Annotated in this window: 20 protein-coding genes; 9 read left to right on the top strand and 11 right to left on the bottom strand. The window is 75.0% G+C overall.

The features are described from left to right. Positions 1-28: 28 nt before the first annotated feature. Positions 29-976 carry a helix-turn-helix transcriptional regulator gene (locus EV188_RS03885; RefSeq protein ID WP_133824868.1) on the bottom strand — a complete coding sequence of 316 codons (948 nt, stop codon included), beginning with the start codon at positions 974-976 and terminating at the stop codon, positions 29-31. A gap of 87 nt (positions 977-1,063) precedes the next feature. Between EV188_RS03885 and EV188_RS03890 the strand changes: the two genes are divergently transcribed. Further along, the gene (locus tag EV188_RS03890; protein ID WP_133824869.1) at positions 1,064-1,480 is read left to right on the top strand and encodes a VOC family protein; all 417 of its coding nucleotides are present in this window, start codon (positions 1,064-1,066) and stop codon (positions 1,478-1,480) included. Positions 1,481-1,537: 57 nt separating this feature from the next. Here EV188_RS03890 and EV188_RS03895 read toward each other — a convergent pair whose 3' ends face one another. From EV188_RS03895 to EV188_RS03925, 7 genes are all read right to left on the bottom strand, one after another. Next, positions 1,538-2,926, bottom strand: a complete 1,389-nt coding sequence (locus EV188_RS03895; protein ID WP_133824870.1) for a (Fe-S)-binding protein — start codon at positions 2,924-2,926, stop codon at positions 1,538-1,540. Then, entirely contained in the window at positions 2,923-4,065 is a 1,143-nt protein-coding gene (locus tag EV188_RS03900; RefSeq protein WP_133824871.1) for an FAD-binding oxidoreductase, read from the bottom strand. Before EV188_RS03900 ends, EV188_RS03895 begins: the two co-directional genes overlap by 4 nt. Further along, a complete protein-coding gene (locus tag EV188_RS03905) occupies positions 4,062-5,513 on the bottom strand; it encodes an FAD-binding oxidoreductase (RefSeq protein WP_133824872.1) in 1,452 nt (483 codons plus the stop codon). Before EV188_RS03905 ends, EV188_RS03900 begins: the two co-directional genes overlap by 4 nt. 4 nt (positions 5,514-5,517) lie before the next feature. Continuing rightward, the gene (locus EV188_RS03910) at positions 5,518-6,267 is read right to left on the bottom strand and encodes an HAD family hydrolase (RefSeq protein WP_166659702.1); all 750 of its coding nucleotides are present in this window, start codon (positions 6,265-6,267) and stop codon (positions 5,518-5,520) included. A 26-nt stretch (positions 6,268-6,293) separates the two neighbouring features. Continuing rightward, positions 6,294-8,447, bottom strand: a complete 2,154-nt coding sequence (locus EV188_RS03915; RefSeq protein WP_133824874.1) for a malate synthase G — start codon at positions 8,445-8,447, stop codon at positions 6,294-6,296. A gap of 131 nt (positions 8,448-8,578) precedes the next feature. Then, positions 8,579-12,412 carry a hypothetical protein gene (locus EV188_RS03920; RefSeq protein WP_133824875.1) on the bottom strand — a complete coding sequence of 1,278 codons (3,834 nt, stop codon included), beginning with the start codon at positions 12,410-12,412 and terminating at the stop codon, positions 8,579-8,581. 31 nt (positions 12,413-12,443) lie between these two features. Then, a complete protein-coding gene (locus tag EV188_RS03925) occupies positions 12,444-12,833 on the bottom strand; it encodes a CU044_2847 family protein (RefSeq protein WP_133824876.1) in 390 nt (129 codons plus the stop codon). 164 nt (positions 12,834-12,997) lie between these two features. On the opposite strand from EV188_RS03925, the gene EV188_RS03930 reads away from it, so the two are divergent. After that, a complete protein-coding gene (locus EV188_RS03930) occupies positions 12,998-13,684 on the top strand; it encodes a uracil-DNA glycosylase (RefSeq protein WP_133824877.1) in 687 nt (228 codons plus the stop codon). Positions 13,685-13,688: 4 nt separating this feature from the next. Here the strand turns inward: EV188_RS03930 and EV188_RS03935 are convergent, their stop codons facing one another. Continuing rightward, complete coding sequence (locus tag EV188_RS03935) at positions 13,689-14,141, bottom strand: hypothetical protein (RefSeq protein ID WP_133824878.1); 453 nt, start codon at positions 14,139-14,141, stop codon at positions 13,689-13,691. 121 nt (positions 14,142-14,262) lie between these two features. Here EV188_RS03935 and EV188_RS03940 point away from each other — a divergent pair, with 121 nt between their 5' ends. Beyond that, a complete protein-coding gene (locus tag EV188_RS03940) occupies positions 14,263-14,505 on the top strand; it encodes a DUF397 domain-containing protein (protein ID WP_133824879.1) in 243 nt (80 codons plus the stop codon). A gap of 317 nt (positions 14,506-14,822) precedes the next feature. Further along, positions 14,823-15,650 (top strand): helix-turn-helix domain-containing protein, encoded by an 828-nt coding sequence (locus tag EV188_RS03945; protein ID WP_133824880.1) that lies wholly within the window; start codon positions 14,823-14,825, stop codon positions 15,648-15,650. Between the two features lie 10 nt (positions 15,651-15,660). On the opposite strand, the gene rpmB is transcribed toward EV188_RS03945, so the two are convergent. Continuing rightward, entirely contained in the window at positions 15,661-15,849 is a 189-nt protein-coding gene (rpmB, locus tag EV188_RS03950) for a 50S ribosomal protein L28 (protein ID WP_133824881.1), read from the bottom strand. Between the two features lie 167 nt (positions 15,850-16,016). Here rpmB and EV188_RS03955 point away from each other — a divergent pair, with 167 nt between their 5' ends. From EV188_RS03955 to EV188_RS03965, 3 genes are all read left to right on the top strand, one after another. After that, positions 16,017-18,272 carry an ATP-dependent DNA helicase RecG gene (locus EV188_RS03955; protein WP_133825391.1) on the top strand — a complete coding sequence of 752 codons (2,256 nt, stop codon included), beginning with the start codon at positions 16,017-16,019 and terminating at the stop codon, positions 18,270-18,272. A gap of 400 nt (positions 18,273-18,672) precedes the next feature. Continuing rightward, complete coding sequence (locus tag EV188_RS03960; RefSeq protein ID WP_133824882.1) at positions 18,673-19,569, top strand: C40 family peptidase; 897 nt, start codon at positions 18,673-18,675, stop codon at positions 19,567-19,569. 318 nt (positions 19,570-19,887) lie between these two features. Beyond that, entirely contained in the window at positions 19,888-20,688 is an 801-nt protein-coding gene (locus EV188_RS03965; RefSeq protein ID WP_166659703.1) for an alpha/beta fold hydrolase, read from the top strand. A 56-nt stretch (positions 20,689-20,744) separates the two neighbouring features. On the opposite strand, the gene EV188_RS03970 is transcribed toward EV188_RS03965, so the two are convergent. Continuing rightward, a complete protein-coding gene (locus tag EV188_RS03970; protein ID WP_133824884.1) occupies positions 20,745-21,452 on the bottom strand; it encodes a hypothetical protein in 708 nt (235 codons plus the stop codon). A gap of 124 nt (positions 21,453-21,576) precedes the next feature. Here EV188_RS03970 and EV188_RS03975 point away from each other — a divergent pair, with 124 nt between their 5' ends. Further along, positions 21,577-24,957 carry a pyruvate carboxylase gene (locus EV188_RS03975; protein ID WP_133824885.1) on the top strand — a complete coding sequence of 1,127 codons (3,381 nt, stop codon included), beginning with the start codon at positions 21,577-21,579 and terminating at the stop codon, positions 24,955-24,957. Then, positions 24,954-25,499: a 16S rRNA (guanine(966)-N(2))-methyltransferase RsmD gene (rsmD, locus tag EV188_RS03980; RefSeq protein WP_133824886.1), complete on the top strand. Its 546-nt coding sequence runs from the start codon at positions 24,954-24,956 to the stop codon at positions 25,497-25,499. Before EV188_RS03975 ends, rsmD begins: the two co-directional genes overlap by 4 nt. The last annotated feature ends 166 nt before the right edge of the window (positions 25,500-25,665 follow it).

The following is a 25,665-nucleotide window of genomic DNA, read 5'->3' on the forward strand; positions in this document are numbered from 1 at the left end:
GTGATCTTCTGAGCTATAGCTCAGAAGATCACGCACGTGGGGTGGCGGTGCGCGCGAAGCGAGTCGCGAGGGCGGCGAAGGCGTCGGCGAGCTCGGGCGGGCCGACGACCTCGATCTCGGCGTCGAGCCGGCCCAGGCTCGCCGCCAGGCCGATCCACGACCACGCCCCGGCGACGAGCCGACAACGCCCCGGGTCGATCTCCTCGACCAGCTCGTCGCGCGTGTACGGGGCGACCTCGGAGGCGGGCAGGGCGACGATCACCTCGCCGCGGCAGGGCCAGTCACCCGCGCCCGGGTTCCCGCGGAACCGTCCCGCCACGAACGCCGCCACGTCCCCGCCGGGCACCTCGCGCGGCGTGAAGCGGGGCCCGGTCGGGGTGCGCGGGGTGATCCGGTCGGCGCGGAAGGTCCGCCAGTCGGCGCGGTCGAGGTCCCAGGCGACGAGGTACCAGCGCCCGCCCCGGGTGACGAGGTGGTGGGGCTCGGCGCGTCTCGTCGCAGCGTCGGAGCCGTACCCGAACCGCAGCACCTCGCGCGCCCGCACCGCATCCCCCAGGGCGGCGAGCACGCCGGCGTCCACGGTCGTCGAGGCGCCGAGCGCCGTGACCCGCAGCCCGTCGATCCGGTGCCGCAGCCGCGCGGGCATCACCTGGCGCACGGTGCCCAGCGCGCGGGCCGCGGCCTCCTCGACGCCGGCCCCGCTCGTCGCCGCGATCTGCAGCCCGACGGCGAGCGCCACGGCCTGCTCGTCGTCGAAGAGCAGCGGCGGCAGGTCCGCGCCCGCGTCGAGCCGGTAGCCGCCGTCGGGACCCTTGGTGGCCTGGATCGGATAGCCGAGCTCGCGCAGCCGGTCGACGTCGCGGCGCACGGTGCGCGGGCTGACCTCGAGGCGCTCGGCGAGCAGCCCGCCCGGCCAGTCGCGGCGCGCCTGCAGGAGCGAGAGCAGGGCGAGCAGGCGGGCTGAGGTCTCGTGCACGTCCTCCATTCTCGACGAGAAGAGGCCAGAAGCTGGCCTCTTCTGCGACGACCATGGGTTCTGCAGCCAACAGGAGGAGCCCATCCCATGTCCGTGCAGACCGTCGTCCACCTGAACTTCCGCGGCGAGGCCCGCGAGGCGCTCGAGTTCTACGCCGGCGTCGCCGGGAGCGAGCCGACGATCGTCACCTACGAGGACCTGGGCGCGGTGGGCGACCCGGCCGAGGCGAAGCAGGTGATGTGGGGCGAGGTCGCCGCGCCGGGCGGCTTCCACCTCATGGCGTTCGACGTGCCCGCGGCGCGCGCGTTCGACCGGGGCACCGAGTCGTTCTTCGTGTCGATGCGCGGGCAGACGCCCGAGGAGGTCACCGCGCTGTGGGAGGGCCTGGCGCAGGGCGCCGAGGTGCGGCAGCCGCTCGGCCCGGCCCCGTGGTCGCCGCTCTACGGCATGCTCACCGACCGCTTCGGCGTCACCTGGGTCATGGACGTTGCCGTCCAGCACTGAGCCGGTATGTGAGCGAACTTCGGTGCTATGGCACCGAAGTTCGCTCACATAGGTAGGTCAGCCCATCTCCGGCGGCCGGACGCCGCGGATGGAGGCGTCGACGAGCTGGATCGGGTGGAGCATCGGCAGCTCGCCCTCCAGGTACTTGCGGATCTGCAGCAGGCAGCCCGGGTTCGCGGTGACGAGGACGTCGGCGCCGGTGCCGCGGATGTTGCCCGCCTTGCGCCGCCCCAGGTCGCCCGCGGCCTCGGGCTGGAGCATGTTGTAGATCCCCGCCGACCCGCAGCACAGCTCGGCCTCGGGCAGCTCGACGAGCTCGACGCCCGGGATCGCACGCAGCACCCGTCGCGGCTCGGAGCGGATCTTCTGGGCGTGCCCGAGGTGGCAGGCGTCGTGGTAGACGACGGTCGCCTCGATGGGGTGCCGGCGCGCCCGCGGGTCGGCGAGCGTCTCGTCGACGACCTCGGAGATGTCGCGCACCTTCGCCGCGAACGCCTGCGCGCGCTCCGCCCACGCCGGGTCGTCGGCGAGCAGCTCGCCGTACTCCTTCATCGACGACCCGCAGCCGGCGACGTTCGTGGCGATCGTGTCGACCTCGGCGCGCTCGAACGTCGCGATCAGCTTCTTCGCCCGCTCGACCGCCTCGGGCTCGCGGCCGGCGTGCAGCCCGAGCGCCCCGCAGCAGGTCTGCTCGCGCGGCGCGATGACGTCCCAGCCCTCGGCGGCCAGCACGCGCACGGTGGCCTCGTTGACCGGGTGGAAGAACACGTCCTGGACGCACCCGGTGAGCAGGCCGACCCGCCCACGACGAGGACCGATCGCGGGCGTCCGGGCCGGGATGCGGGCGAACGCCTCGCGCACCCGCACCGGCGGCAGCAGCGACTCCATCGCGGCGAGCCGGGACGGCAGCTTGGCCATCACCTTGTCCATGCTCTTCGGCCGCAGCTTCTGGTACAGCGCGCCGCCGATCGACGCCGCACGCAGCCGCCGCTTGTAGGGGAAGAGCGCGAAGATCGCCTCGCGGAAGAGCCGGTCGGCCCGCGAGCGCGGCACGTGGCGCTCGATCTGGGGCCGGGTCGCCTCGAGCAGCCGGTCGTACTGCACGCCCGACGGGCACGCCGTCACGCACGCCATGCAGCCCAGGCACCGGTCGATGTGGGTGGTGAACGCGCCCTCGAGCGGGATCTCGCCCTTCTCCGCCATCTCCATGAGGTAGATGCGCCCGCGCGGCGAGTCCATCTCCTCGCCCCACAGCGCGTAGGTGGGGCACGTCGGCAGGCAGAAGCCGCAGTGCACGCAGTCGTCGAGCAGCTCCTGGGCCGGCGGGCGGTGGTCGTCGAAGGACCCGAAGTCGCCCCCGAGGACGTCGGCGCGCTCCGGGGCGGGCTTCTCGCCGCGCTCGGAGGAGAAGTCGGGCGACGGGCCGGTGGTGGGGTGGGAGGTCATGCGGTCACTCCGGTCGGCTCGGGGATCCAGGGCGACAGGCGCCCGCGGCCCAGGCGCTGGTCGGGGTCGAGGGACGCGGCGACGGCGCGCAGCACGACCGCCGACGCGGGCGCGGGCCCGAACGCCGGCAGCTCGGCGCCGGCGGGCCGCTGGCGCAGCGTCGACGTGCCGCCGGCCTCGGCGACCCGGCGGTGCGCGGCGGCCACGACGTCGGCGTCGGCGGGCAGGGACACCGTCGCTACTCCCGTGCGCGGCGACGTGGTGACGTCGGCGAGCCCCCCGGAGTCGGCCTCGAGCCCGTCGAGCACCCCGGTCAGCGCCGAGGGGATGACGCCGAGGCGCAGCACGGCCCGGTCGCCACGCCGGTCGACCGCGGCCGCGTGCGCCTCCCACGCGGCCCCCGCGTCGTCGGGGGAGAGGAGCTCGCCGCCCACGGCGTCGGTGAGCCGCCGGGCCCGGGCGTCGGCGCCGCTCTCGGAGCCCTCGACCATGGCGAGCAGCCGGTCGGCGTGCCACTGCACCGCGACCGCCTCGGCCGGGCTGTCGGCGATCCGGCGCGCGAGGTCGCCCGACGCGGCCCGGTCGCACGGGACCGCGACGGTGGCGGTGGCCTGCGGGGACGGGTGCAGGCGCAGCACGAGCCCGGCGATCACGCCGAGCGTGCCGTGGGCGCCGTGCAGCACCTTGGTGAGGTCGTAGCCCGCGACGTTCTTGATGACGTGCCCGCCCGAGCGCGCCACGGTGCCGTCGGCGAGCACGATCGTCGCGCCGATCACGAGGTCGCGCAGCGAGCCGTACTGCAGCGCGCGCGGCCCGGAGTCGGCCGTCGCGAACAGCCCGCCCAAGGTGGCCCCCGCCGCGGCCCGGGCCGGGTCGACGGCCACGCGCTGGTGGTGCTCGCCGACCTCTTCCTGCAGGGAGGCGAACGGCGTCCCGGCGCGGACCTCTACGGTCATGTCGCCGGGGTTGTGGGTGACGATGCCTCTCAGGCCGGTGAGGTCCAGGACTGTGTCGGCGGGCGCGGGCGTGCCCGCCCAGTCGGCGGCGGTGCCGGCCCCCGCGACGCGGAGCGTGCCGGGGCGGTCGAGGACGGCGTCGCGGAGGTCGTCAACGGTGGTGGGCGTGACGGTGGTGCTCACAGGCGCTCGATCACTCCGGCTTCCTCGAGGGGGTGGGGCGCGTACTTGCCCGGACGTTCGCCGCACAGCCGGGGCGTCGGGAAGAGCTTGCCCGGGTTGCAGCGGGAGTCGGGGTCGAACGCGAGCCGGACGCGGTGCATGACGCCGAGGTCGTCCTCGGAGAACATCGCCGGCATCGAGCAGGCCTTGTCGGTGCCGATGCCGTGCTCGCCCGAGAGCGACCCGCCCAGCTCGACGCAGAGCTCGGCGATGTCGGTGGAGAGCTTCTCCGCGGCGTCGTGCTCGCCGGCGGCCTCCGAGTAGAGCACCAGCGGGTGCAGGTTGCCGTCGCCCGCGTGGAAGACGTTCGCGACGCGCAGGTCGGCGTCGCGGCCCATCTCCGCAATGCGGGTGAGCACCTCGGCCAGCCGGGTCCGCGGGACGACGCCGTCCTGGACGATGTAGTCCGGGCTGATCCGGCCGACGGCGGCGAACGCGGCCTTGCGGCCCTTCCACACCTTCTGGCGTTCCTCGGCCTCGGTCGGCACGTGCAGGCGGGTGGCGCCGTGGCGCTCGCAGATGGCGGTGAGGTGCTCGAACTCCGCCTCGACCTCGTCGCCGGGCCCGTCCAGCTCGATGATCAGCGCGGCGGGGGAGTCGACGGTGAGCCCGGCGCCGGTCGCGGCCTCGGAGGCCTCCATCGCCAGCGAGTCCATCATCTCCACCGCGGCCGGGACGATCGCCGCGTCGACGATGTCGCCGACGGTGTCGCCCGCCGCCTCGATCGACGGGAAGTCGGCGAGCACCGTGCGGACCGTCTCCGGGGTCTGCAGCAGCCGGACGGTCACCTTGGTGCAGACGCCGAGCGTCCCCTCGGACCCGATGAACAGTCCGCGCAGGTCGGGGCCCGCCTGCTCGCCGGTCGGGCCGCCGAGGGTGACCACCGAGCCGTCGGCGAGCACGACCTCCATCTCCAGCACGTGGTTGGTGGTGAAGCCGTACTTCAGGCAGTGCGCGCCGCCGGAGTTCTCGGCGACGTTGCCGCCGATGGTGCAGACCTGCTGGCTCGACGGGTCCGGCGCGTAGTAGAGCCCGTACGGCGCGGCGGCCTTGGAGATCTCGAGGTTGTAGACGCCGGGCTCGAGGACCGCGCGCCGGTTCTCGACGTCGATCTCGAGGATGCGGCGCAGCTTCTGCAGCGAGATCACCACGCCGTCGGCGACGGGCATCGCGCCGCCGGACAGGCCGGTGCCCGCGCCCCGGGCGACGAACGGCATGCCGTACTTCGCGCACAGCCGGACCGCGCCGGCGACCTCCTGCGCGTCGCGCGGCAGCACGACCAGCGCCGGGACCTGCCGGAACCCGGTGAGCCCGTCGCACTCGTAGCTGCGCAGGCCCACCTCGTCGGTGATGACCCCGTTCTCCGACAGGAGATCCGTGAACTCACGAACCATGGCGGCGTCGAGCATGGTGCTACCTCCCCGCTTCCGCTGCGTGACGATCCTCGCCCGCGGAGCGCACGACCGCCACCAGACGGGCGGGGTCGGCGAGGTCGTCGAAGACGTGCTCGGCGCCCGAATCCACCAGCTCCTCGACCGACGAGCGGCCCGTGGCGACGCCCACCGCGATCGCGCCGGCCCCGTGCGCGGCCTCGACGTCCCTGGGGGTGTCGCCGACGACGACCATGGTCGGGGCCGCGCCGTACCGGGCGGTGAGCGCGTCGCGGGCCTGCTCGACGACCCGCACCCGCGCGCCCGGCCCCTCGCCGTAGCCGCCGAGCCCGAGGTCGATGGGCCCGTCGGCGAGCCCCACCGCGGTGAGCTTCGCGGTCGCCCCGGCGCGCACGTTGCCCGTGGTCAGGGTCTGGACGACGTCCGGGTCGGCGGCGAGCGCGGCGACGGTCGCGCGGACGCCCGGCAGCGTGCGGGAGACCGCGGCCAGGTCTCCGGCGCGGCGGTGCCAGCCGTCGCTGACCGCGGCGATCATGGCGTGGCCGAAGTCGTCGCCCCGCGCGCTGACCACGGCGGCGTCCTCGGCGTCCAGCGCGTCGCGCAGCGCCTCGCCGATGAGCCAGTCGGTGTGCCCGCCCATCCGGATGGCGTCGAACCGGGCCGGGTGGCCGGTGACCTGCGTGAACGCGGCCCCGAGCACCTCGACACCGATCGGCCCGCCGTGCAGCAGCGTGCCGTCGACGTCCCAGCAGACCGCGACCCGTGGCGTCACCGCCCACTCCTTCCTGAGGCGTCGGGTCAGGCGCGGGCCTTGGCCTTGCGCCGCCACTGGTGCAGGGCGCGCTCGGTGTAGCCGTTGGGCTCGCTGCCGCCCGCGAACACCAGCTCCAGGGCGGCCTGGAACGACTCGCTGTCGTCGAGGTCGCGCGTCATGGGCGGGTAGCCGTCCTGGCCCTCGTTCTGCTCGTCGACCAGGGCGGCCATGCGGGCGAAGGTGTCGCGGACGGTCGCCTCGTCGACGACGCCGTGCTCCAGCCAGTTCGCGATGAGCTGGCTGGAGATCCGCAGGGTCGCGCGGTCCTCCATCAGCCCGACCCCGTCCAGGTCGGGCACGGTCGAGCAGCCGATGCCCATCCCCACCCAGCGCACGACGTAGCCGAGGATCGACTGCACGTTGGTCTCCAGCTCGCGGCGCCGCTCCTCCTCGGACAGGCTGCCCGGGTCGCCGAGCGGGAGCTCCAGCAGGTGGCGCCGGTCGGCGGTCTCCCGCTTCGCCAGCTCCTCCTGGACCGCGTGCACATCGGTGCGCAGGTAGTGCAGCGCGTGCAGCGTCGCCGCGGTCGGCGAGGGCACCCAGGCCGTGTTCGCGCCCGCCCTCGGCTGGCCGATCTTCTGCTCCAGCATCTCGGCCATGGCGGCGGGCTTGGCCCACATGCCCTTGCCGACCTGGGCCCGGTGCTCGAAGCCCGCCGCCAGCGCGACGTCGACGTTGCGGTCCTCGTAGGTCTGCAGCCACACCGTCGACTTCATGTCGCCCTTGCGGACCACCGGGCCGGCGGCGAAGCAGGTGTGGATCTCGTCCCCGGTGCGGTCGAGGAAGCCGGTGTTCACGAAGATCACGCGGTGCGCGGCCTCGCCGATGCAGGCCGCGAGGTTGACCGTCGTGCGCTTCTCCTCGTCCATGATGCCGATCTTGAGCGTGTTCTCGTCGAGGCCGAGGGCCTCCTCGATCGCCGCGAACAGCTCGACGGTCAGCGCGACCTCGTCGGGGCCGTGCTGCTTGGGCTTGACGACGTAGACGTTCCCGGCCCGGGAGTTGGTGTGCGGCCCGACCCCGCGCAGGTCGTACAGGCCCGCGACGGCGCAGACGAGCGCGTCCAGCACGCCCTCGGCGACCTCCTCGGAGCCCGCGGTGAGCACGGCGTTCGTGGTCTGGTGGTGACCGGTGGTGCGGACCAGCAGCATCGAGCGGCCCGGCAACGTCAGCTGCGAGCCGTCGGGGGCGGTGTACTCGCGGTCCGGGTTGACCCGCCGGGTGACGGTCCGGTCGCCCTTGCGGAACTCCGAGACCAGGTCACCGGTCATCAGCCCGAGCCACGTGCGGTACGCCAGCGCCTTGTCCTCGCCGTCGACGGTCGCGACGGAGTCCTCGAGGTCGACGATCGTGGTCACCGCCGACTCCAGCACGACGTCGCTGACGTCCGCGTGGTGCTGCCGGCCGACCTGCGTGGTCGGGTCGAGCACCAGGTCGACGTGCAGGCCGTGGCGGACGAGCAGCACGTGACCCCGGCCCTCGGCGTCCGGGGCGGTGAACCCGGCGAACGCCGCCGGGTCGGCGAGGCCGACCGTGCCGTCGGCCGTGTCGGCGACCAGGCCGTCGGTCGACGCCCGGTAGGCGCTGACGTCGGCGTGGCTCCCGCGCTCCAGCGCGAACAGCTCGTCGAGCAGCTCGTCGGCGGCCGCGATGACCTGCGCGCCGCGCCGCTCGTCGTAGCCCGGGGCGAGCTCGTGCTCCTGAGGCAGCGCGTCGGTCCCGTAGAACGCGTCGAACAGCGAGCCCCAGCGGGCGTTCGCGGCGTTGAGCGCGAAGCGGGCGTTGGTCGACGGCACGACCAGCTGGGGGCCCGGGACCTCGGCGATCTCCGGGTCGACCCGGTCGACGTCGATCGTCGTGGCGCTCGAGGGCTCCGGCGCCAGGTACCCGAGCTCGGTCAGCAGCTGCTCGTAGGAGTCGCGGGACCCGGCGCCGTGCTCGCGGTGCCACGCGTCGATCCGCTCCTGCAGCCGGTCGCGCTCGGCCAGCGCCGCCGCGATGCGGGGAGCGAACCGCTCCTGCAGGCGGGCCAGGATCGACCAGAACTCCTCGCCGGTGAGCTCGACCTGCGCGAGCAGCTCGTCCTCGACGAACGCCCGGAGGTGCTCGTCGACCTTCAGCCCCGACCGCTCGGACATACCGAACACTGACGGACCGCCTCTCTGGCCTGCTGGACCCTGCACGGGGAAGGGCAAGACCGTAAGCCCATCGCCTGCCCGGTCGCAGGATCGAGTGCCGCGTCACTCCCCGCGACGACCTCCGACCCGGATCACCGGGGTGGGCGCCAGTGTGACCCGTCGGCGTCGACGGTGAGAGCGCACAGCGCGCGACCCGTCGCGACGTAGAGGGTGTGACCGGCGACGACCGCCGCGGTCGCCGGGGTGTGCACCGCGACGGCGGTGACGAGACCGGCCACGGGGTCCCACAGGCGCACCAGATGGTCCTCGCAGCAGGTCACGACGACGTCCCGCCCGCCGAGGGTGCCGGTCGACACCGCCCGCACGCGGTCGCCGTGCCGGAGGACCTCGCGGTCGCGGCCGTCGGCGCCGCTGCCGACCCGGACCGTGCCGTCGCGGCTCCCCGAGGCGACGACGTCGTGGCCGCCGAGGCGACCGAGCGCGACCGCGCCCACGGCGTCGTCGTGGTCGGCGAACGTCACCAGCTGGTCCCCGGAGAGGGCGTCGCAGACCAGCACGAGGCCGTCGTCCCCGCCGGCCACGAGCACGTCACGCCCTTCGAAGGAGCCGAGGGCCACGGCCCGGAGGCCGGGCCACGCCCGTTGCTCCTCCTGCCCACCGCGCAGCACCCGCACGCGGTCGACCTCGGCGACGACGACCGTCTCCGTCCCGCCGACCGTGCCGACGGCGACCCCGCGCGCCCAGGAGTGGAGCCGGGAGACCGGGGCGGCGACCTGCGGGGTGCCGTCGAGTGCGGTGAGCCGCAGCGTGTGGTCGTCGGAGACCGACGCCACCACCTCCTGGTCCTCCGTCCCGGCGAGCGCGACGCCGCGGACGGGGCTCGTGTGACCGGTCAGGAAGCGGCGGGCCCTCCCGGTGGCCGGGTCCCACACCCCGACCCGCCGGTCGTCGGACCCGGAGACCAGGACGTCCTCGCCGCCGGCCCGTCCGACGGCGAGCGAGCGCACCCAGCCGTGGTGGCCGTCGAGGGGCCGCCCCGTCAGGGCGTCGGCGGACGGGTCCCAGACGCGCACCGCGGTGTCCTCCCCGCCGGACACGATGACGTTCCGGCCGTCGATCACGCCGATGGCCACCGAGCGGACCGCGCGGACGTGCCCGGTGAACGGCTCGCGCACCAGCTCGCGCGTCGTGACGTCCCAGGCCACGACCAGCGAGTCCCCGCCGCCCGTGACCACCACGTCGCGGCCGTCGAGACGGCCCACCCCCACGGCGGTGACCGAGCGGGCGTGGCCGCTGGCGACGTCGTCCGGGGCGCCCGGCTCGGCGGGGTCCCACAGGTGCAGCCGCGCGTCCGAGGTGCCGACGACCACGACGTCCTTCGACCCGATCCGGCCGATCGCGAAGGAGCGCACCACGGCCGGGTCGATCCCCGCCGGCTGCGCGAGCACCTCGCCGGAGGAGACGTCGCGCAGCGCCACGCCCCGGTCGTCCAGCCCGACCGCCACCTCGCGGCCGTCGAGCGTCCCCAGGGCCATCGCGCGGACCGGGCCGGGCCAGCAGACCGTCGGCCGTCCCACCGGCGCGCCGGTGCGCGCGTCCCACCGGCGCACGGTGCCGTCGGCGCCCCCCGACACGATCTCCACCCGGTCGCGGGCGAGGCGGACCACGACCGCCCGCACGCGTCCCCGCCGCGCGTTGAGCGGAGAGCGCGTCGGCTCGCCCGTGCTCGGATCCCACAGCCGCACGGTCTCCCCGCCGCCCGACACGACCACGCCGCGCCCATCGACCCGGCCGAGCGCGACGGCGCGCACGGCGCTGCGGTGGCCGTCGAGCTGCTGGTGGGGCTGGCCGAGGTGGTGCGCCCAGAGCGGGCGGACGCCGGACCCGCCGTCGCCGAGGTGGCGCTCGGCGAGGTCCGGCCGCCCGAGGTGGGCGGCGCCCAGCGCGAGCAGCTGCCGGCGCGGCCCGGGGGCGAGGCGGCCACCCAGCGACCCGGCGCGCACGATCACCCGCCGCACGGCGCCGCTGTGGCGGCTCTCGCCGTTGAGCAGCGGCAGCAGGCGCACGAAGTCCGCGACCGCGACGAAGTCCCCGTCGTCGAGGAGCTCGTCGAGGCTCTCGGCGCCGGCGGCGTGGTCGGCGGCGTGCCGGCGCGCGTACGCGTCGGCGTGTTCCCATCCGCCCGCCGCGGCGACCGCGTCGAGGAGGGCCCGCACGAGGCGGCGCTGGTCGGCGACGGGGTCGAGCCGGCGTCCGAGCAGGGCGTCGACGAGCGCCTGGTGGAAGACCCGGGTGCGGGCGCCGCCGCCCGAGGCGGGCACGGACTGCAGCAGGTAGTCCGCCGCCGACGAGGTGCGCAGGCGCGCCAGGTCGTCGCGGTCCGCGTGGTGCCCCAGCGCGGCGACGAACCGCAGCCACGTGTCGTCGTCGAGGCCGTCGCCGTACGCGTAGGCGAGCGCCGAGAGCAGGGCCTCCCGGTGCCCGTCCGGGGCGTCGCCGCCGGGGTGCAGGAACCGCTCGACGAAGTCCTCGACGTCCGTCGGCACGGCGGACTGGTCGAACCCCGGATCGGCCGGGTCCAGCGGGTCCTCGGCGTCGGAGAGGGCGGCGGCCGCGAGGGAGGTGACGAGATAGTTGCCGTGGGCCTGGCGGGCGATCACCGACGCGAGGCGGTCCCGGACCGCCGGGTGCGCCCGGTAGTGCTCCCAGGCGCACCCGGGCGGACCCGGGTGCCGGGCGCCGGCCTGCTCGAGCACGGCCGCCGCGAACTGCACGAGTCCGTCGCCGTCCGCCCACGCGTCGGCGTCGAGGTCGACGAGGTTCGGCGCCTCCGCGGACCGCATCCCGAGCCGTCGCAGCAGCGTGCCGGCGGCGAAGCGGTCGGCGGCGGCCAGCGGTCGGCTCGCGACACAGACCCGCACGTGGGGCAGGCGGGCGAGCTCGGCGAGGGTCTGGGCGAGGTTCACGCGGTCGTCCGCGGTCGCGGCCTCGTCCAGGGCGTCCACGGCGATGAGGACGGGCTCCCGGGCCCGCTCGACATCGGTGACGACCAGGTCGCGCGCCGGGGTCGGGTGCCGGGTGCCGACCAGCTCGGCGAGCCGGTCGAGGAACTCGCGGTGCGTGAGCCCGCGCGCATGGACCGCCAGCCCGAGGGCGGCGACGTCGGTCGCCTCGTGGAACGCCGCCCGGGACAGCACCGCGGACTTCCCGGCGCCCGGCTGCCCGGTGACGACCAGGGGGAGCCCCGGCGGCTCGTCGCGCCGCATCCAGTCGGTGACCCGGTCGAGGGCGAGTCGCCGCCCGCGGAAGCGGTCGCCGCCGCGGTCGACGCTGTGCTGGCCCTCGGCCCGGCGCAGGAAGTGCCCCCGGCCCTCCGGCCCGTGCACCACCCAGGGCCGGGGCAGCGACGGCCAGAGGCGGTGGGCGGCGCCCACGGGCAGGTAGCGGTCGAAGCCGCCCTGCGGGGCACCCTCGACGACGATGCCGGTGAGCTCGCCGGTCGCCGCGTCGAGGACCGGCGCTCCGCTGTGCCCCGGCATGGTGCCCTGGTGCGACCAGTCGACCTGGATCGTCCCGCCGGCCGTGCGACCCGCGACGGGGAACGTGCGGAACACCCCGGCCACCGACCGGTCGGCGGTGGGGAAGCCGAACACCTCGACCGTGTCGGGCGGCCGCCGCGCCGACCGCACCGGCACCGGGACCGGGAGCTCCACGGTGTCGTGGTCCTCGCCCCCGCCGGCCTCCAGCTCGAGGACCGCGACGTCGGGGGAGGTGCCGTCCTCGACCTCGGGCGGCACGGTGCGGACGGGCAGGCGCACCGTGGGGGCCGTGTCGGGGAAGGACACCGCGAGGCCGCGGGCGGTCTCGGGCAGGACGTGGCGCGCGGTCAGGAGCCGGCGGCGGTCGACGAGCACCGCGGAGCCCAGCCGCCGGTCTCCGTCGTAGACCGTGGCCGTGGCGGCCACCGCCGTCGAGGAACCACTCACGGCGACCGGCTCAGGACGGGGGCTCGGCGTCGGGCGCCGGGTTCCGCGGAGCCGGGGCGTCCTCCTCGACCGGCGGCACCGCGGCACCCGGCGTGGGCGGCGCCGCCCACTTGAGGGTCACCTTGATGGTGCCCTCGGCCTGGTTCTTGGCGAAGAACCAGTTGGCCTCGCCCGACACCTTGAGACCGAGCTCGAGGGAGAGCTCGCTCGGGGTCAGCCGGGAGCGCAGGGTGCGGGCCACGGTCTCGGCCGTCTCCGCCGCCCCGGCCAGCCGCTGGCCGAGGGCACCGCCGTCCGTCGTCGTCGCGGCTCCCGCGTACTGCTGCACCAGGTCGCTGCTCGCCGTCTCGAAGAGCACCTCCGAGCCGTCCGTGAGCTCGAAACGCACGAAGTCCGACACGGCTGGAGTGTGACGGAGGCCGGACACGCTCCGTGGTCCACGCCGGGAATCGACCAGCAAGATCACGCTAAAGGCCCAGCGTCGCTCCGGGTCCCGGGTGGGTGCGGAACGCCCCCGGCGAGGGGCTAGCGTCGCCGGGGCAGACATCCGGTCGGTGTGGAGGCATGAGCGTGGCCCGTCCCCTCAGCGAGTCCGTCGAGGCCGGCTGGGCCGAGGCGCTGGAGCCGGTCGCGGACACCGTGGCGGCGATGGGCGACTTCCTGCGCACCGAGGTGGCCGAGGGCCGCACCTACCTGCCGGCGGGCGCGAACGTCCTGCGGGCGTTCCAGCAGCCGTTCGAGAGCGTCCGCGTCCTGATCATGGGCCAGGACCCCTACCCGACGCCGGGGCACGCGGTCGGCCTGTCGTTCTCGGTCGCGCCGGACGTGCGCCCGCTGCCGAAGAGCCTGCAGAACATCTTCCGCGAGTACACCAGCGACCTCGGGCATCCGCCGCCGAGCAGCGGCGACCTCTCGCCCTGGGCGGCGAACGGCGTGCTGCTGCTCAACAGGGTGCTCACGGTGGGGCCCGGCGCGCCGGGGTCGCACCGCAACAAGGGCTGGGAGAAGGTCACCGAGGCCGCCGTCGCGGCCCTCGTCGGCCGTCTGGACCAGCCGCTCGTCGCGGTCCTGTGGGGTCGTGACGCGCAGACGGTCAAGCCGCTGCTCGGCGAGGACGTCCCGACCGTCGAGTCGGCGCACCCCAGCCCGATGTCGGCGGACCGCGGGTTCTTCGGCTCACGCCCGTTCAGCCGGGTCGACGAGTACCTGACCGAGCTCGGCGACGAGCCGGTCGACTGGCGGCTGCCCTAACGGGTCAGCGCCGTCCCCACCGCCGGCGACGGCGGCGCTGCGGCGAGATCATGCCCCAGCTGTGGGGCGGCGTGGTCTCCGGACGGTGGCGCCCGGCGCGGCGGCGGGAGAACACCAGCCGCCAGAGGTCGGAGAAGCGGCGCCGCGGGCGCGGGGCCACCACCGGCAGCGAGGGCCGCGGCGCGACGACCGGGGCGGCCGACGGCGCCATCGTCATGACCGGCGCACCGGACGGCATCGCGGTGGAGGCCGGGCCCCACCCGTCGCCGACGGGGGCCGGGGAGACGGGCACCGGGCCGGTGGGCGCGGCCGGAGGGGCGCTCGGCGGAGCGGCGGGAGCGGCAGCAGGAGGAGCCTCGGTGGCCGAACGGGCCTCGTCCTCGGTGAGACGCTCGGAGATCACCCGGAGCGGGGCAGGGGCGCGCCCCGGAGCCCCTGGGCGTCCCGGCTGGCTCACGCGGACCTCCGTTCGTCGCTCTCCCCGACGGCGGCGACGAGGTCGATCCTGACCGACGTACTGTGCAGATGCAAGAACACATGCACCGCCGAGAGCCGTTGCACGACCAGGGGGAGGTCGCATGCCCGAGCCGACGGATGCCCGCGACATACGCAGAGACGACGTCGCGTGGCGCAAGAGCCGCCGCAGCAACCCCACGGGGAACTGCGTCGAGGTCGCCCCGCTGCCCGACGGCGGGGTCGCCGTGCGCAACTCGCGCCACCGCGACGGGCCGGTCCTCGTCTACACGGCCGCGGAGATGACCGCGTTCCTGCTGGGCGCGAAGGACGGCGACTTCGACGACCTGCTCGCCGAAGGCGCTTAGCGTCGCGGCAAGCCGGTTCGGCACCTCACGCTCCTGCGTCGCGTGATGTGCCGACGTGCGGCGCCGCGCTCCGAGGCGGGCGTGCAGCGCGCACGACCCGTCCGGACCGGGACCGACTGCTAGGGTCGGCTCCCTGTCCGGGCGCGCCCACACGCGCGCCGGCGAGCGATGCTGGTGGAGGTGCCGGCGTGGTCCCACCCCGGGAACCCGCAGGTGCAGCGTCTGGCGACCAGGCGCCGCAGGAACGATCCGGCGAGGTCGGTGCCGTCCGAGACATCCGTGACGTCCCCGGCGGCGGCCCCACGGTCCTGCGCATCATGCTCGGCCAGCAGCTGCGGGCCCTCCGGGAACGCGCCGGGGTGACCCGCGAGACCGCGGGCGACCGCATCCGCGGCTCCCACGCCAAGATCAGCAGGCTGGAGAACGGGCGCACCGGGTTCAAGGAGCGCGACGTCGGCGACCTGCTGACGCTCTACGGGGTCCACGACGCCGACGAGCGCGACGCGCTGCTCTGCCTCGCGCGCCGGGCGAACGCCCCGGGGTGGTGGCACCGGTACTCCGACCTGCTGCCCGCGTGGTTCGAGACCTACGTGGGCCTCGAGCAGGCCGCCACGCAGATCCGCACCTACGAGCCCCACTTCGTCCCCGGGCTGCTGCAGACCGAGGCGATGATGCGCCACGTGACCGCCCTCGGGCACGGGACGATGTCCGACGACGAGCTGGAGCGGCGGGTCGAGCTCCGGCTGCGCCGCCAGGAGGTGCTCGAGCGCGACGAGGCGCCGACGCTGTGGGCCGTGCTCGACGAGGCGTCGCTGCGCCGGATGACCGGCGGCGTCGAGGTGATGCGCGAGCAGGTCGACCACCTGATCGACGTCTCGGAGCGCCGCGGCGTCGTGGTGCAGATGGTGCCGTTCCACCTCGGCGGGCACGCCGGGGCCGGCGGTCCGTTCAGCATCCTGCGGTTCCCGCGGGAGTCCGCGGTGCCCGACGTCGTCTACCTCGAACAGCTCACGAGCGCGCTGTACCTCGACAAGCGCGCCGACGTGGACGACTACCTCGCCACGATGGAACTGCTGTGCGTCCAGGCGCTGGCACCGGACGAGACCCGCGACGCCCTGCGGGCGCTGCGGGCGGAGCTGGGCTGAGCCCGAACCCCTAGCGGTTGACCTTGCCGGCCTTCAGGCAGGAGGTGCAGACGTTCATCCGCTTGCGGTTGCCGTTGTCCAGGCGGGTGTGGACGACCTGCACGTTCGGGTTCCAGCGACGGTTCGTCCGCACGTGCGAGTGCGACACCGACTTCCCGAACCCCGGGCCCTTCGCGCACACGTCACACACGGCACTCACGGCTGAACTCCTCGACACGCTGACGACTCCGCACTCACACCGGGACCGGTGGGTGCGCACTTCCTCCAGCGTAACGGAGCGCGCGACGCGGCCCGTCCGGCGGGGTGTCGGCGGGCCGTCCGCCGCGGCTGTCGGTGCGGGGTGACATCCTCGCGGACGTGGTCGGGATGGACACATCGCTGCGCACGGCCCTCGGCGACAAGACGGCGCGGCCGCTCGCCAAGCAGCTCGAGATGGAGACGGTCGGCGATCTCCTGCGCCACTACCCGCGTCGCTACATCGCGCACAACTCGGTGACCCACTCCTCCGAGCGCGAGGACCAGCGGTTCCGGCCGGGCGAGCACGTCACGCTGCTCGGCAAGGTCGACGGGGTCGCCGGCCGGCGGATGCGCCAGCGCCGGGGCCACGTCCTCGAGGTCTCCGTCTCGGTCGGCGGCAACCACTTCACGTGCACGTTCTTCAACCAGCCCTACCGCGAGCGCGACCTGCAGCCGGGCACCACCGCGCTGTTCTCGGGCGACCTCAAGCGCTACCGCAACAGCTGGCAGCTCGTGGCGCCGGAGTTCATCGTGCTCGGCGACGGGGACAGCGGGCTGCTGCCGGGGCTGATCCCGATCTACCCGGCGAAGCGCAAGCTGCGCTCCTGGGTGATCATGATGGCGGTCCGCCAGGTGCTCGACCTGCTCGACGACCCCGAGGACCCGCTGCCCGACACGCTGCGCGCCGCCCACGGCCTCGCCTCCCTCGGCGACGCCCTGCGCCGCGTGCACCTGCCCGACACCTGGGACGAGCAGGAGGACGCCCGGCGGCGCCTCGTGTGGGACGAGGCGTTCGCGCTGCAGCTCGCGATGGCGGGCCGGCGCGCGAGCGCCACCACCCGCCCGGCCCCCGCCTGCCCCCGGCGCGAGGACGGCCTGGCGGCGGCGTTCGACGCGCGGCTGCCGTTCACCCTCACCGGCGCCCAGCAGCGGGTCGGCGAGTCGATCGCCGACGCGCTCGCGGGCGAGGAACCGCTCAACCGGCTGCTGCAGGGCGACGTCGGCTCGGGCAAGACCATGGTGGCGCTGCGGGCCATGCTCCAGGTCGTCGACGCGGGGCGGCAGGCGGTGCTGCTCGCGCCCACCGAGGTGCTCGCCGCGCAGCACGCCCGCTCCCTGCGGGCGATGCTCGGGCCGCTGGGTCGGGCCGGCGAGCTCGACGCGGACACCGAGCAGGCCACGCGGGTCACGCTGCTCACCGGCTCGCTCGGGGCCAAGGCGCGGCGCGAGGCGCTGCTCGACGCCCAGTCCGGGGCCGCGGGCATCGTCGTCGGCACCCACGCGGTGATCCAGCAGAGCGTCGGGTTCGCCGACCTCGGTCTCGTCGTCGTCGACGAGCAGCACCGGTTCGGGGTCCACCAGCGCGACGAGCTGCGCTCGCGGCCCGGCACCACGACGCCGCACGTGCTCGTGATGACGGCGACGCCCATCCCGCGCACCGTCGCGCTGACGATGTACGGCGACCTCGACACCTCCGTGCTCGACGAGCTGCCGAAGGGCCGCCAGCCGATCGCCACCACGGCGGTGCCCGCGGGCGTCAAGCCGCGCTGGCTCGAGCGGGCGTGGGAGCGCGTGCACGAGGAGGTCGCCGCCGGCCACCAGGTGTACGTCGTGTGCCCGCGGATCGGCGAGGAGGGGGGCGAGCCGGGGGAGTCGTGGCCCGAACCCGCGAAGGACGACCTGCTCGACCCGGAGGCGCCCACCGACGAGTTCGAGGAGACCCTCCGCAAGCTGCGTCCTCCCGAGGAGGAGGAGCCCGAGGAGGAGGCCCGCCCGCCGCTCGCCGTCACCGAGGTGGGCCCGATGCTCGCCGAGGGTCCGCTGGCGGGGCTGCGCCTCGAGATCCTCCACGGCCGGATGCCCACCGACGAGAAGGACGCCGTCATGCGGGCGTTCTCGGACGGCACGGTCGACGTGCTGGTGGCCACTACGGTCATCGAGGTGGGCGTCGACGTCCCCAACGCCACGATGATGATCATCATGGACGCCGACCGGTTCGGCGTCTCCCAGCTGCACCAGCTGCGCGGCCGCGTCGGTCGCGGGTCGGCGCCGTCGTCGTGCCTGCTCGTCACCGAGGCCGTCGGCGGCTCGCCGGCGCTCGAGCGCCTCGAGCGGCTGGCGGCGACCCCGGACGGCTTCGAGGTCTCGCGCATCGACCTCGAGGTGCGCGACGAGGGCGACGTCCTCGGGGCGCAGCAGTCCGGACGGCGTTCGGGCCTGCACATGCTCTCCGTGCTCAAGCACGGCGACCTCGTGGCCGAGGCGCGCGACGAGGCGCGGTCGGTCGTGGCGGGGGATCCGACGCTGGCGCATCACCCGGGTCTGGCCGGTCTGGTGCGGTCGGTGGTCGGGGACGACGAGGCGGCGTTCCTCGATCGGCTGTAGGCACCGCTCGTCCGGCCGCACGCCGGCGACGGGGCGTGAGAACCGCCGTTCGTCGTCACCGATTCAGGGGAGCCTCGCGGCGAGCGGTTCAGGATCACCGTCACCCTGCCGATGAGCGCGGTGCGACGACCGGCGAGCGCGCTGTGACGGCGTGGCGTGGACCCGGGTGGTCACGGATCGGTTACGTTCTGGTGGTCGCTCGGCATCAGCTTGGCGGCGCGCTCGGCCGCTTCGTCCGACTCCCCGTCCGGCGGCCTCCCCGGAGCGCACGTTCTCCCAGGACGGGGCGGGTGACCGACGTCGAGCCGCAGCTCCCCAGCGGCCCGCCGTCCGGAAGGCCCGGAGCCGTCCCCACGGCCCGGTCCGCTCGAGTGCCATCCGACGGGCGTGGAGTTCGCGCATGACCGCTGTGCTGCCCGAGATCGACCCGCAGGGTCGCCACCGCGCCCCCGACGACGCGCCGACCGGTTCGATGGGCGTCATCCCCGCCGACCGCCGCACGCGGTCCGGGCACGGGCGTCACGGTCGCCCCGAGGGCGCCCCGCAGGCGACGACGGCCCACCCGCTCTCGCGTGCCGCGCGCACCGCCGGCCTCTCGCTCGCGGCCCTCGGCGCCGTCGCGACCGCCGGCGGGATGGCCACGCACGGCCTCATCGGCGGCGACGAGCCGCCGGCCACCGGCGAGCAGGCGATCAGCCCGCAGCTGGCCTCGGCGAACCTCGCGATCGCCCCGGCCGCGCACGACACCGCCGCCGCCACGTCGTCGGTGCTCCCGGTCGTCAACCAGGGCGCCCCCGCCGGCGCCTCGTCGATCAAGCACGACTCGCCGGACTCCCGCGCCGCGGCCGCCCGCACGGCCCAGCAGTCGCAGGAGCGCCAGGCCGCCGCGTCCGACCGCTCGGACCAGAAGAAGAAGGAGCCGCAGGCCTCCAGCGCCGGCTCCTCGGTCGCGCAGCAGGCCATCTCGGCCGCCCGCGGCCAGCTCGGCGTCCCGTACGTGTGGGGCGGCACCACGCCGGACGGCTTCGACTGCTCCGGCCTCACGCAGTTCGCGTTCGAGAAGGCCGGCATCGAGCTGCCGCGCACCTCGCGCGCCCAGGCCCAGGAGGGCCAGGAGGTCAGCGCCGACAGCATGAAGCCCGGCGACCTCATCTTTTTCAACAGCCCGGTCAGCCACGTCGGCATCTACATCGGCGGCGGCAAGATGATCGAGGCGCCGAACTCCGGCTCCGACGTCAAGATCTCGGACGTCCAGCGGCGCATGGACGACATGAACACGATCCGCCGCGTCGGCTGAGCCTGTCGCTCGAAGCCTGCAATAGCTCGGAAGAGAGGGTCCGGGCCCGTCGCCCCGAACGACGGGCCCGGACCATGTGGTGCGCGGAGGCTCCCCAGCTCCCACCCACCAAGTCCGTGCTCCGTGGATAACCTCGTGGCCCGCGGCACAAACCCCGATTCCGGGCTGATCGGTCTGTTCTGAGCGCCCGCCGGTCACCCTGTACCCGTGCGACCCGGTGCCCGCCGCAGTAGCCCGTTCGGCGCAGCCGTCCTGCTCCTCAGCGTGCTCACCGCCTCGTGCGGTGTGTCGCCCGCGCCGGGATCGTGCGTCCCGGCCGTGCCCGGAGCGGACACGCGCACCGTCGAGACCGGCGGGGTCCCCCTGCACGTCACTCTCGCCGGCCCGGCGGAGGCCCCGCCCGTCGTGCTCCTGCACGGCTTCCCGGAGACCGCGGCCACCTGGCGGCCCGTCGCGTCCGACCTCGCCGCCGACCACCGCGTCGTCGTCCCCGACCTGCGGGGGGCCGGCTGCTCCGGCTTCGCGCCGGCCGGCACGGACGCCTACGCCACCGCCGACCTCGCCGCCGACCTCGCCGGGGTCGCCACGGCCCTGCGCCTGCCCCCCGCGACGGTCGTCGGGCACGACCTCGGCGCCATGACGGCCGTCGCCTGGGCCCGCCACCGGCCGGACCAGGTCGCCCGGCTGGTGCTCTCCGGCGGCGGCGTCCCCGGCTTCGGCCTGGCCGAGCTCGGCCCGCCACACCTGCGCGCCTTCGGCGACGCCCCGCCCGGCGCGGTCGAGGCCGCGCAGCGCGACCGGCTGCCGGCGTTCCTCGCCGCGTTCACGGCGACGCCGGCCTTCCCCGTGGACGAGGCGGTGGCCGCCTACGCGCCGCCGGGCCGCCTCGACGCCGCCATGGGCCGCTACCGGGCACTCGACCGTGACGCCGTGGCCCAGCGCGCCGACCCCCGCCCGCTCGCGATGCCGGTGCTCGTCGTGGCCGGCGGTGCCCCGGACCTCACGGTCGCGACGGTCACGCCCCTGGCGCCCGGGCGGCGCGTGGTCGTGGTCCCTGACGCCGGGCACTACGTCCCGGTGGAGCAGCCGGCGGCGTTCGCGGACGCCGTGCGGGGGTGATCACCGGGGAGTTCGTGCGCGGAGACGCAGCGAACCGGCCGTTCGATGCTTCCCTCTCAGGCGCGCAGGCGGTCGCGCAGGTCCCTGGCGCCGCGGACGGCCGCGCGGCGGACGGCGTCGGCGGCCTGGGTGTACTCCGAGCCGGGCGGGTTGACGCGCGGGGGAGCGGGGTCGACGGCGCGGGTCTCCGGCGCCGGCGCCACGTGACGCGACTGCGCGAGGCCCTCGGCGACGCGCTGGGCGTCCTGCCACGCGGCGGCGGCGCGGTCGACGGCGGCGGCGAACTCGGCGCGCCGGGGGCCCGAGGGCTCCTCCTCGGTGGCCAGGAACTCGGCGTCGCCCATCGCCTGCACGAAGCGCGCGGTGGCCGGGACGGTGACGTCGGCGAGCGCGGGGCGGGCGGCCACGGCGTACTTGTCGGCCTCGAAGGCGGCGTACTCGGCCTGCAGGGTCGCGAACCGGTCGCGCGCGAGGTGCCAGCGCGCCGCGTCGTGCTCGGCGAGGCGCCCGACCCGGCCCTGCGGGTGGCCGTGCACCACGGTGCGCACGCGCGTGACGCCCCGGCGCACCGCGATGATCGTGGCGATGATCGTGGCGATGATCGCTGCGACCAGGTCGGCGACGGCGGCGAGCAGCGCGACCCCGAGGCCCTCCATGTCGCCCGCGGCGACCCAGACGGCCAGGAAGATCACCGGCGACAGGAGCGTGAGCAGCCCGGCGAGGCCGTACAGCCAGGGCGCGGCGGAGCGTCGGGGTCGGTCCACGGTGTCCTCCCGGCCTGTGTCGTCTCCCTCCTTGATACCGCACGACGGTGCCCGACGACGCGACCAGCGCGATAGCGTTCGCCGGCCCGGGTGCCGGGTGGTGACGGCAGGAGGGTGTCGCTCGATGTTCCGCAAGGTGCTCGTCGCCAACCGTGGCGAGATCGCGATCCGGGCCTTCCGGGCCGCCTACGAGCTCGGCGCCGCCACCGTGGCCGTGTTCCCGCACGAGGACCGCAACTCCGAGCACCGCCTCAAGGCCGACGAGGCCTACCAGATCGGCGAGGTCGGCCACCCGGTCCGCGCCTACCTCTCGATCGAGGAGATCATCGAGGCCGCGAAGCGCTCCGGCGCCGACGCGGTCTACCCCGGCTACGGGTTCCTCTCCGAGAACCCGGGGCTCGCCACCGCGTGCCAGCAGGCGGGCATCACGTTCATCGGCCCGCCCCCGCGCGTGCTCGCGATGGCCGGCAACAAGCACAAGGCCGTCGCCGCCGCCCGCGAGGCCGGCGTCCCGGTGCTCGACTCGTCGGACCCCTCCGACGACCTCGACACGCTGCTCGCGGCCGCCGAGTCGATGACCTACCCGGTGTTCGTCAAGGCCGTCGCGGGCGGCGGCGGGCGCGGCATGCGGCTGGTGCAGGAGCACGGCGGCATGCGCGACGCGCTGCAGGCCGCGATGAACGAGGCCTCGAGCGCCTTCGGCGACGCCACCGTGATCCTCGAGCAGGCCGTGGTCGACCCACGCCACATCGAGGTCCAGATTCTCGCCGACGGCGACGGGAACGTCATGCACCTCTTCGAGCGCGACTGCTCGGTGCAGCGGCGCCACCAGAAGGTCGTCGAGATCGCGCCCGCCCCGCACCTGAGTCCCGAGCTGCGGGAACGCATCTGCGCGGACGCCGTGAAGTTCGCGGAGGCGATCGACTACGTCAACGCGGGCACCGTCGAGTTCCTGCTCGACGGCGAGGGCAACCACCACTTCATCGAGATGAACCCGCGCATCCAGGTGGAGCACACGGTCACCGAGGAGGTCGCCGACGTCGACCTCGTCGGGGCCCAGATGCGCATCGCGTCGGGTGCCACGCTCGCCGACCTCGAGCTCTCGCAGGACACGGTGGCGCTGCACGGGTTCGCGATCCAGTGCCGCATCACCACCGAGGACCCCGCCAACGAGTTCCGGCCCGACATCGGGATGATCTCGGCGTACCGCTCGGCGTCCGGGTCGGGCGTGCGGCTCGACGGCGGAACCGCCTACGCCGGGGCCGAGATCAGCGCGCACTTCGACTCGCTGCTGGTCAAGGTCACGTGCCGCGGGCGCGACTTCACCACCGCGGTGCGCCGGGCCCGCCGCGCGCTCGCCGAGTTCCGGGTGCGCGGCGTCGCCACGAACATCCCGTTCCTCATGGCGCTGCTCGACGAGCCGGACTTCCGCGAGGGCCGGGTGACGACGTCGTTCATCGCCGAGCACCCAGACCTGCTCGCGGCGCGCGCGCCCGCCGACCGCGGCACCCGGCTGATGAACTACCTCGCCGACGTCACCGTCAACAAGCCGTACGGCGAGCCCCCGCGCCTGGTCGACCCGCGCGAGAAGCTGCCCGCGGTGGACCTGACCGCGGCGCCGCCGGACGGCTCGCGGCAGCGGCTCGGCGAGCTCGGGCCCGAGGGCTTCGCGTCCTGGCTGCGGGCGCAGACCACGGTCCCGGTCACCGACACCACGTTCCGCGACGCCCACCAGTCGCTGCTCGCCACGCGCGTCCGGACGCGCGACCTCATCGACGTCGCGCCGCACGTCGCCCGCACCACCCCGGAGCTGCTCTCGCTCGAGTGCTGGGGCGGCGCGACCTACGACGTCGCGCTGCGCTTCCTCGCCGAGGACCCGTGGGAGCGCCTCGCCCGGCTGCGCCAGGCCGTCCCCAACCTCTGCCTGCAGATGCTGCTGCGCGGGCGCAACACCGTCGGCTACACGCCCTACCCGACCGAGGTCACCGACGCGTTCGTCGCCGAGGCCTCCCGCGTCGGCATCGACATCTTCCGGATCTTCGACGCGCTGAACGACGTCGGGCAGATGCGCCCGGCGATCGACGCCGTCCGCGCCTCCGGCGGCGCCGTGGCCGAGGTGGCCCTCTGCTACACCGGCGACCTGTCCGACCCGGGCGAGCAGCTCTACACGCTCGACTACTACCTGCGCCTCGCCGAGCAGATCGTCGACGCGGGCGCGCACATCCTGGCGATCAAGGACATGGCCGGCCTGCTGCGCCCGCCGGCCGCGCGCACGCTGGTCACGGCGCTGCGCGAGCGCTTCGACCTGCCCGTGCACCTGCACACCCACGACACCGCGGGCGGCCAGCTCGCGACCCTCACGGCGGCGATCGACGCCGGGGTCGACGCCGTGGATGCGGCGGTGGCGAGCATGGCGGGCACGACGTCGCAGCCCTCGCTGTCCGCGCTCGTCGCGGCCACCGACCACAGCGCCCGCGAGACCGGCCTGAGCCTCGACGCCGTCAACGCGCTCGAGCCCTACTGGGAGCTCGTGCGCAAGGTGTACGCGCCGTTCGAGGCCGGGCTCGCGTCGCCGACCGGGCGCGTCTACACCCACGAGATCCCCGGCGGGCAGCTGTCGAACCTGCGCCAGCAGGCCGTCGCGCTCGGGCTCGGCGACCGCTTCGAGCAGGTCGAGGACGCCTACGCCGCCGCCGACCGGATGCTCGGGCACCTGGTCAAGGTCACCCCGTCGTCGAAGGTCGTCGGCGACCTCGCGCTGCACTTCGTCGGCGCCGGCGTCGACCCGGCGGCGTTCGAGGCGGAGCCCTCGAAGTTCGACATCCCCGACTCGGTGATCGGCTTCCTGCGCGGCGAGCTGGGCGACCCGCCCGGCGGCTGGCCGGAGCCGCTGCGCACGCGCGCCCTCGAGGGCCGCACCGAGCGCCCGGGGCTCGCCGAGCTCACCGACGACGACCGCAAGGGCCTCGAGTCCGACCGCGCCGCGACCCTCAACGACCTGCTCTTCCCCGGGCCGACGAAGGACTTCCGCGAGCACCGCCAGTCCTACGGCGACACCTCGGTGCTGCGCAGCCAGGAGTTCTTCTACGGGCTGGAGTCCGAGCGCGAGTACGCGGTGGACATCGACACCGGCGTGCAGCTGCTCATCGAGCTCCAGGCGATCTCCGAGCCCGACGAGCGCGCCATGCGCACCGTGCTGATGTCGCTCAACGGCCAGCTGCGCCCGCTGTCGGTGCGCGACCGCTCGGTCGACACCGACGTCAAGGCCGCCGAGAAGGCCGACCGCAGCGACCCGGGCCACGTGCCGGCGCCGTTCGCCGGGGTCGTGACGCTGCAGGTCGGCGAGGGCGACCGCGTCGAGGCCGGGGCGACCGTCGCGACGATCGAGGCCATGAAGATGGAGGCCTCGATCACCGCGCCCACGGCCGGCACGGTCGAGCGGCTCGCGATCGGGTCGGTGCAGCAGGTCGAGGGCGGCGACCTGGTCGTCGTGCTCACCACGTGACGCGGATCATCGGCGGCACGGCGGGCGGGCGGCAGATCGCGGTGCCGCCCACCGGCACCCGGCCCACGTCGGACCGGGTGCGCGAGGCGCTGTTCTCGGCGCTGGAGGCCCGCGGGGTGATCGAGGACGCCGAGGTCCTCGACCTCTTCGCGGGCTCCGGCGCGCTGGGGATCGAGGCGCTCTCGCGCGGCGCGTCCACGGCGATCCTCGTCGAGCGCGACCCCCGGGCCTGCGCGGTGATCCAGAGCAACGTCGGCGTCGCCGGGGTGCACGGCGCGCTGGTACGCCGCAGCGCCGTCGACGCGTTCCTGAGGAAGACGCCGGGGCCGGTCGACCTGGTCTTCGTCGACCCGCCCTACACCGACACGGGCGACTCCGTGAACCAGGTCGTCGCGCGCCTGCCGCGCTGGACGCGCCGGGACGCGGTGGTCGTGATCGAGCGCGACGCGCGGTCGCCGGCGCCGGTGTGGCCCGAGGGCTTCGAGCCCGACGACCCCCGGGTCTACGGGGAGACGACGCTGTACCTCGCGACCGTCTCCTGATCCCGGCCGTGGCGTCCGGCCGCGCGGATTTCGACCGCCGGGCGGCAGGCGCTGATCCGGCCGGAGCCACTTTCCGGCCGAGGGCGTGCGGACGGCGTCCGGGGCCCCGCGCCGGGGAAGACCGGCCTCCGCGCGGCGGATCACCCCCTGCACCCGCCGCCCGTGG

It is taken from the genome of Actinomycetospora succinea, assembly GCF_004363095.1.
Lineage (GTDB): Bacteria > Actinomycetota > Actinomycetes > Mycobacteriales > Pseudonocardiaceae > Actinomycetospora > Actinomycetospora succinea.

Excerpts from the sequence above, each read along its gene's own strand:
- EV188_RS03890 (WP_133824869.1), top strand. The coding sequence starts at position 1,064 with ATGTCCGTGCAGACCGTCGTCCACCTGAACTTCCGCGGCGAGGCCCGC.
- EV188_RS03895 (WP_133824870.1), bottom strand. The coding sequence starts at position 2,926 with ATGACCTCCCACCCCACCACCGGCCCGTCGCCCGACTTCTCCTCCGAG.
- EV188_RS03905 (WP_133824872.1), bottom strand. The coding sequence starts at position 5,513 with ATGCTCGACGCCGCCATGGTTCGTGAGTTCACGGATCTCCTGTCGGAG.
- EV188_RS03915 (WP_133824874.1), bottom strand. The coding sequence starts at position 8,447 with ATGTCCGAGCGGTCGGGGCTGAAGGTCGACGAGCACCTCCGGGCGTTC.
- EV188_RS03930 (WP_133824877.1), top strand. The coding sequence starts at position 12,998 with ATGAGCGTGGCCCGTCCCCTCAGCGAGTCCGTCGAGGCCGGCTGGGCC.
- EV188_RS03940 (WP_133824879.1), top strand. The coding sequence starts at position 14,263 with ATGCCCGAGCCGACGGATGCCCGCGACATACGCAGAGACGACGTCGCG.
- EV188_RS03945 (WP_133824880.1), top strand. The coding sequence starts at position 14,823 with ATGCTCGGCCAGCAGCTGCGGGCCCTCCGGGAACGCGCCGGGGTGACC.
- EV188_RS03955 (WP_133825391.1), top strand. The coding sequence starts at position 16,017 with ATGGACACATCGCTGCGCACGGCCCTCGGCGACAAGACGGCGCGGCCG.
- EV188_RS03960 (WP_133824882.1), top strand. The coding sequence starts at position 18,673 with ATGACCGCTGTGCTGCCCGAGATCGACCCGCAGGGTCGCCACCGCGCC.
- EV188_RS03975 (WP_133824885.1), top strand. The coding sequence starts at position 21,577 with ATGTTCCGCAAGGTGCTCGTCGCCAACCGTGGCGAGATCGCGATCCGG.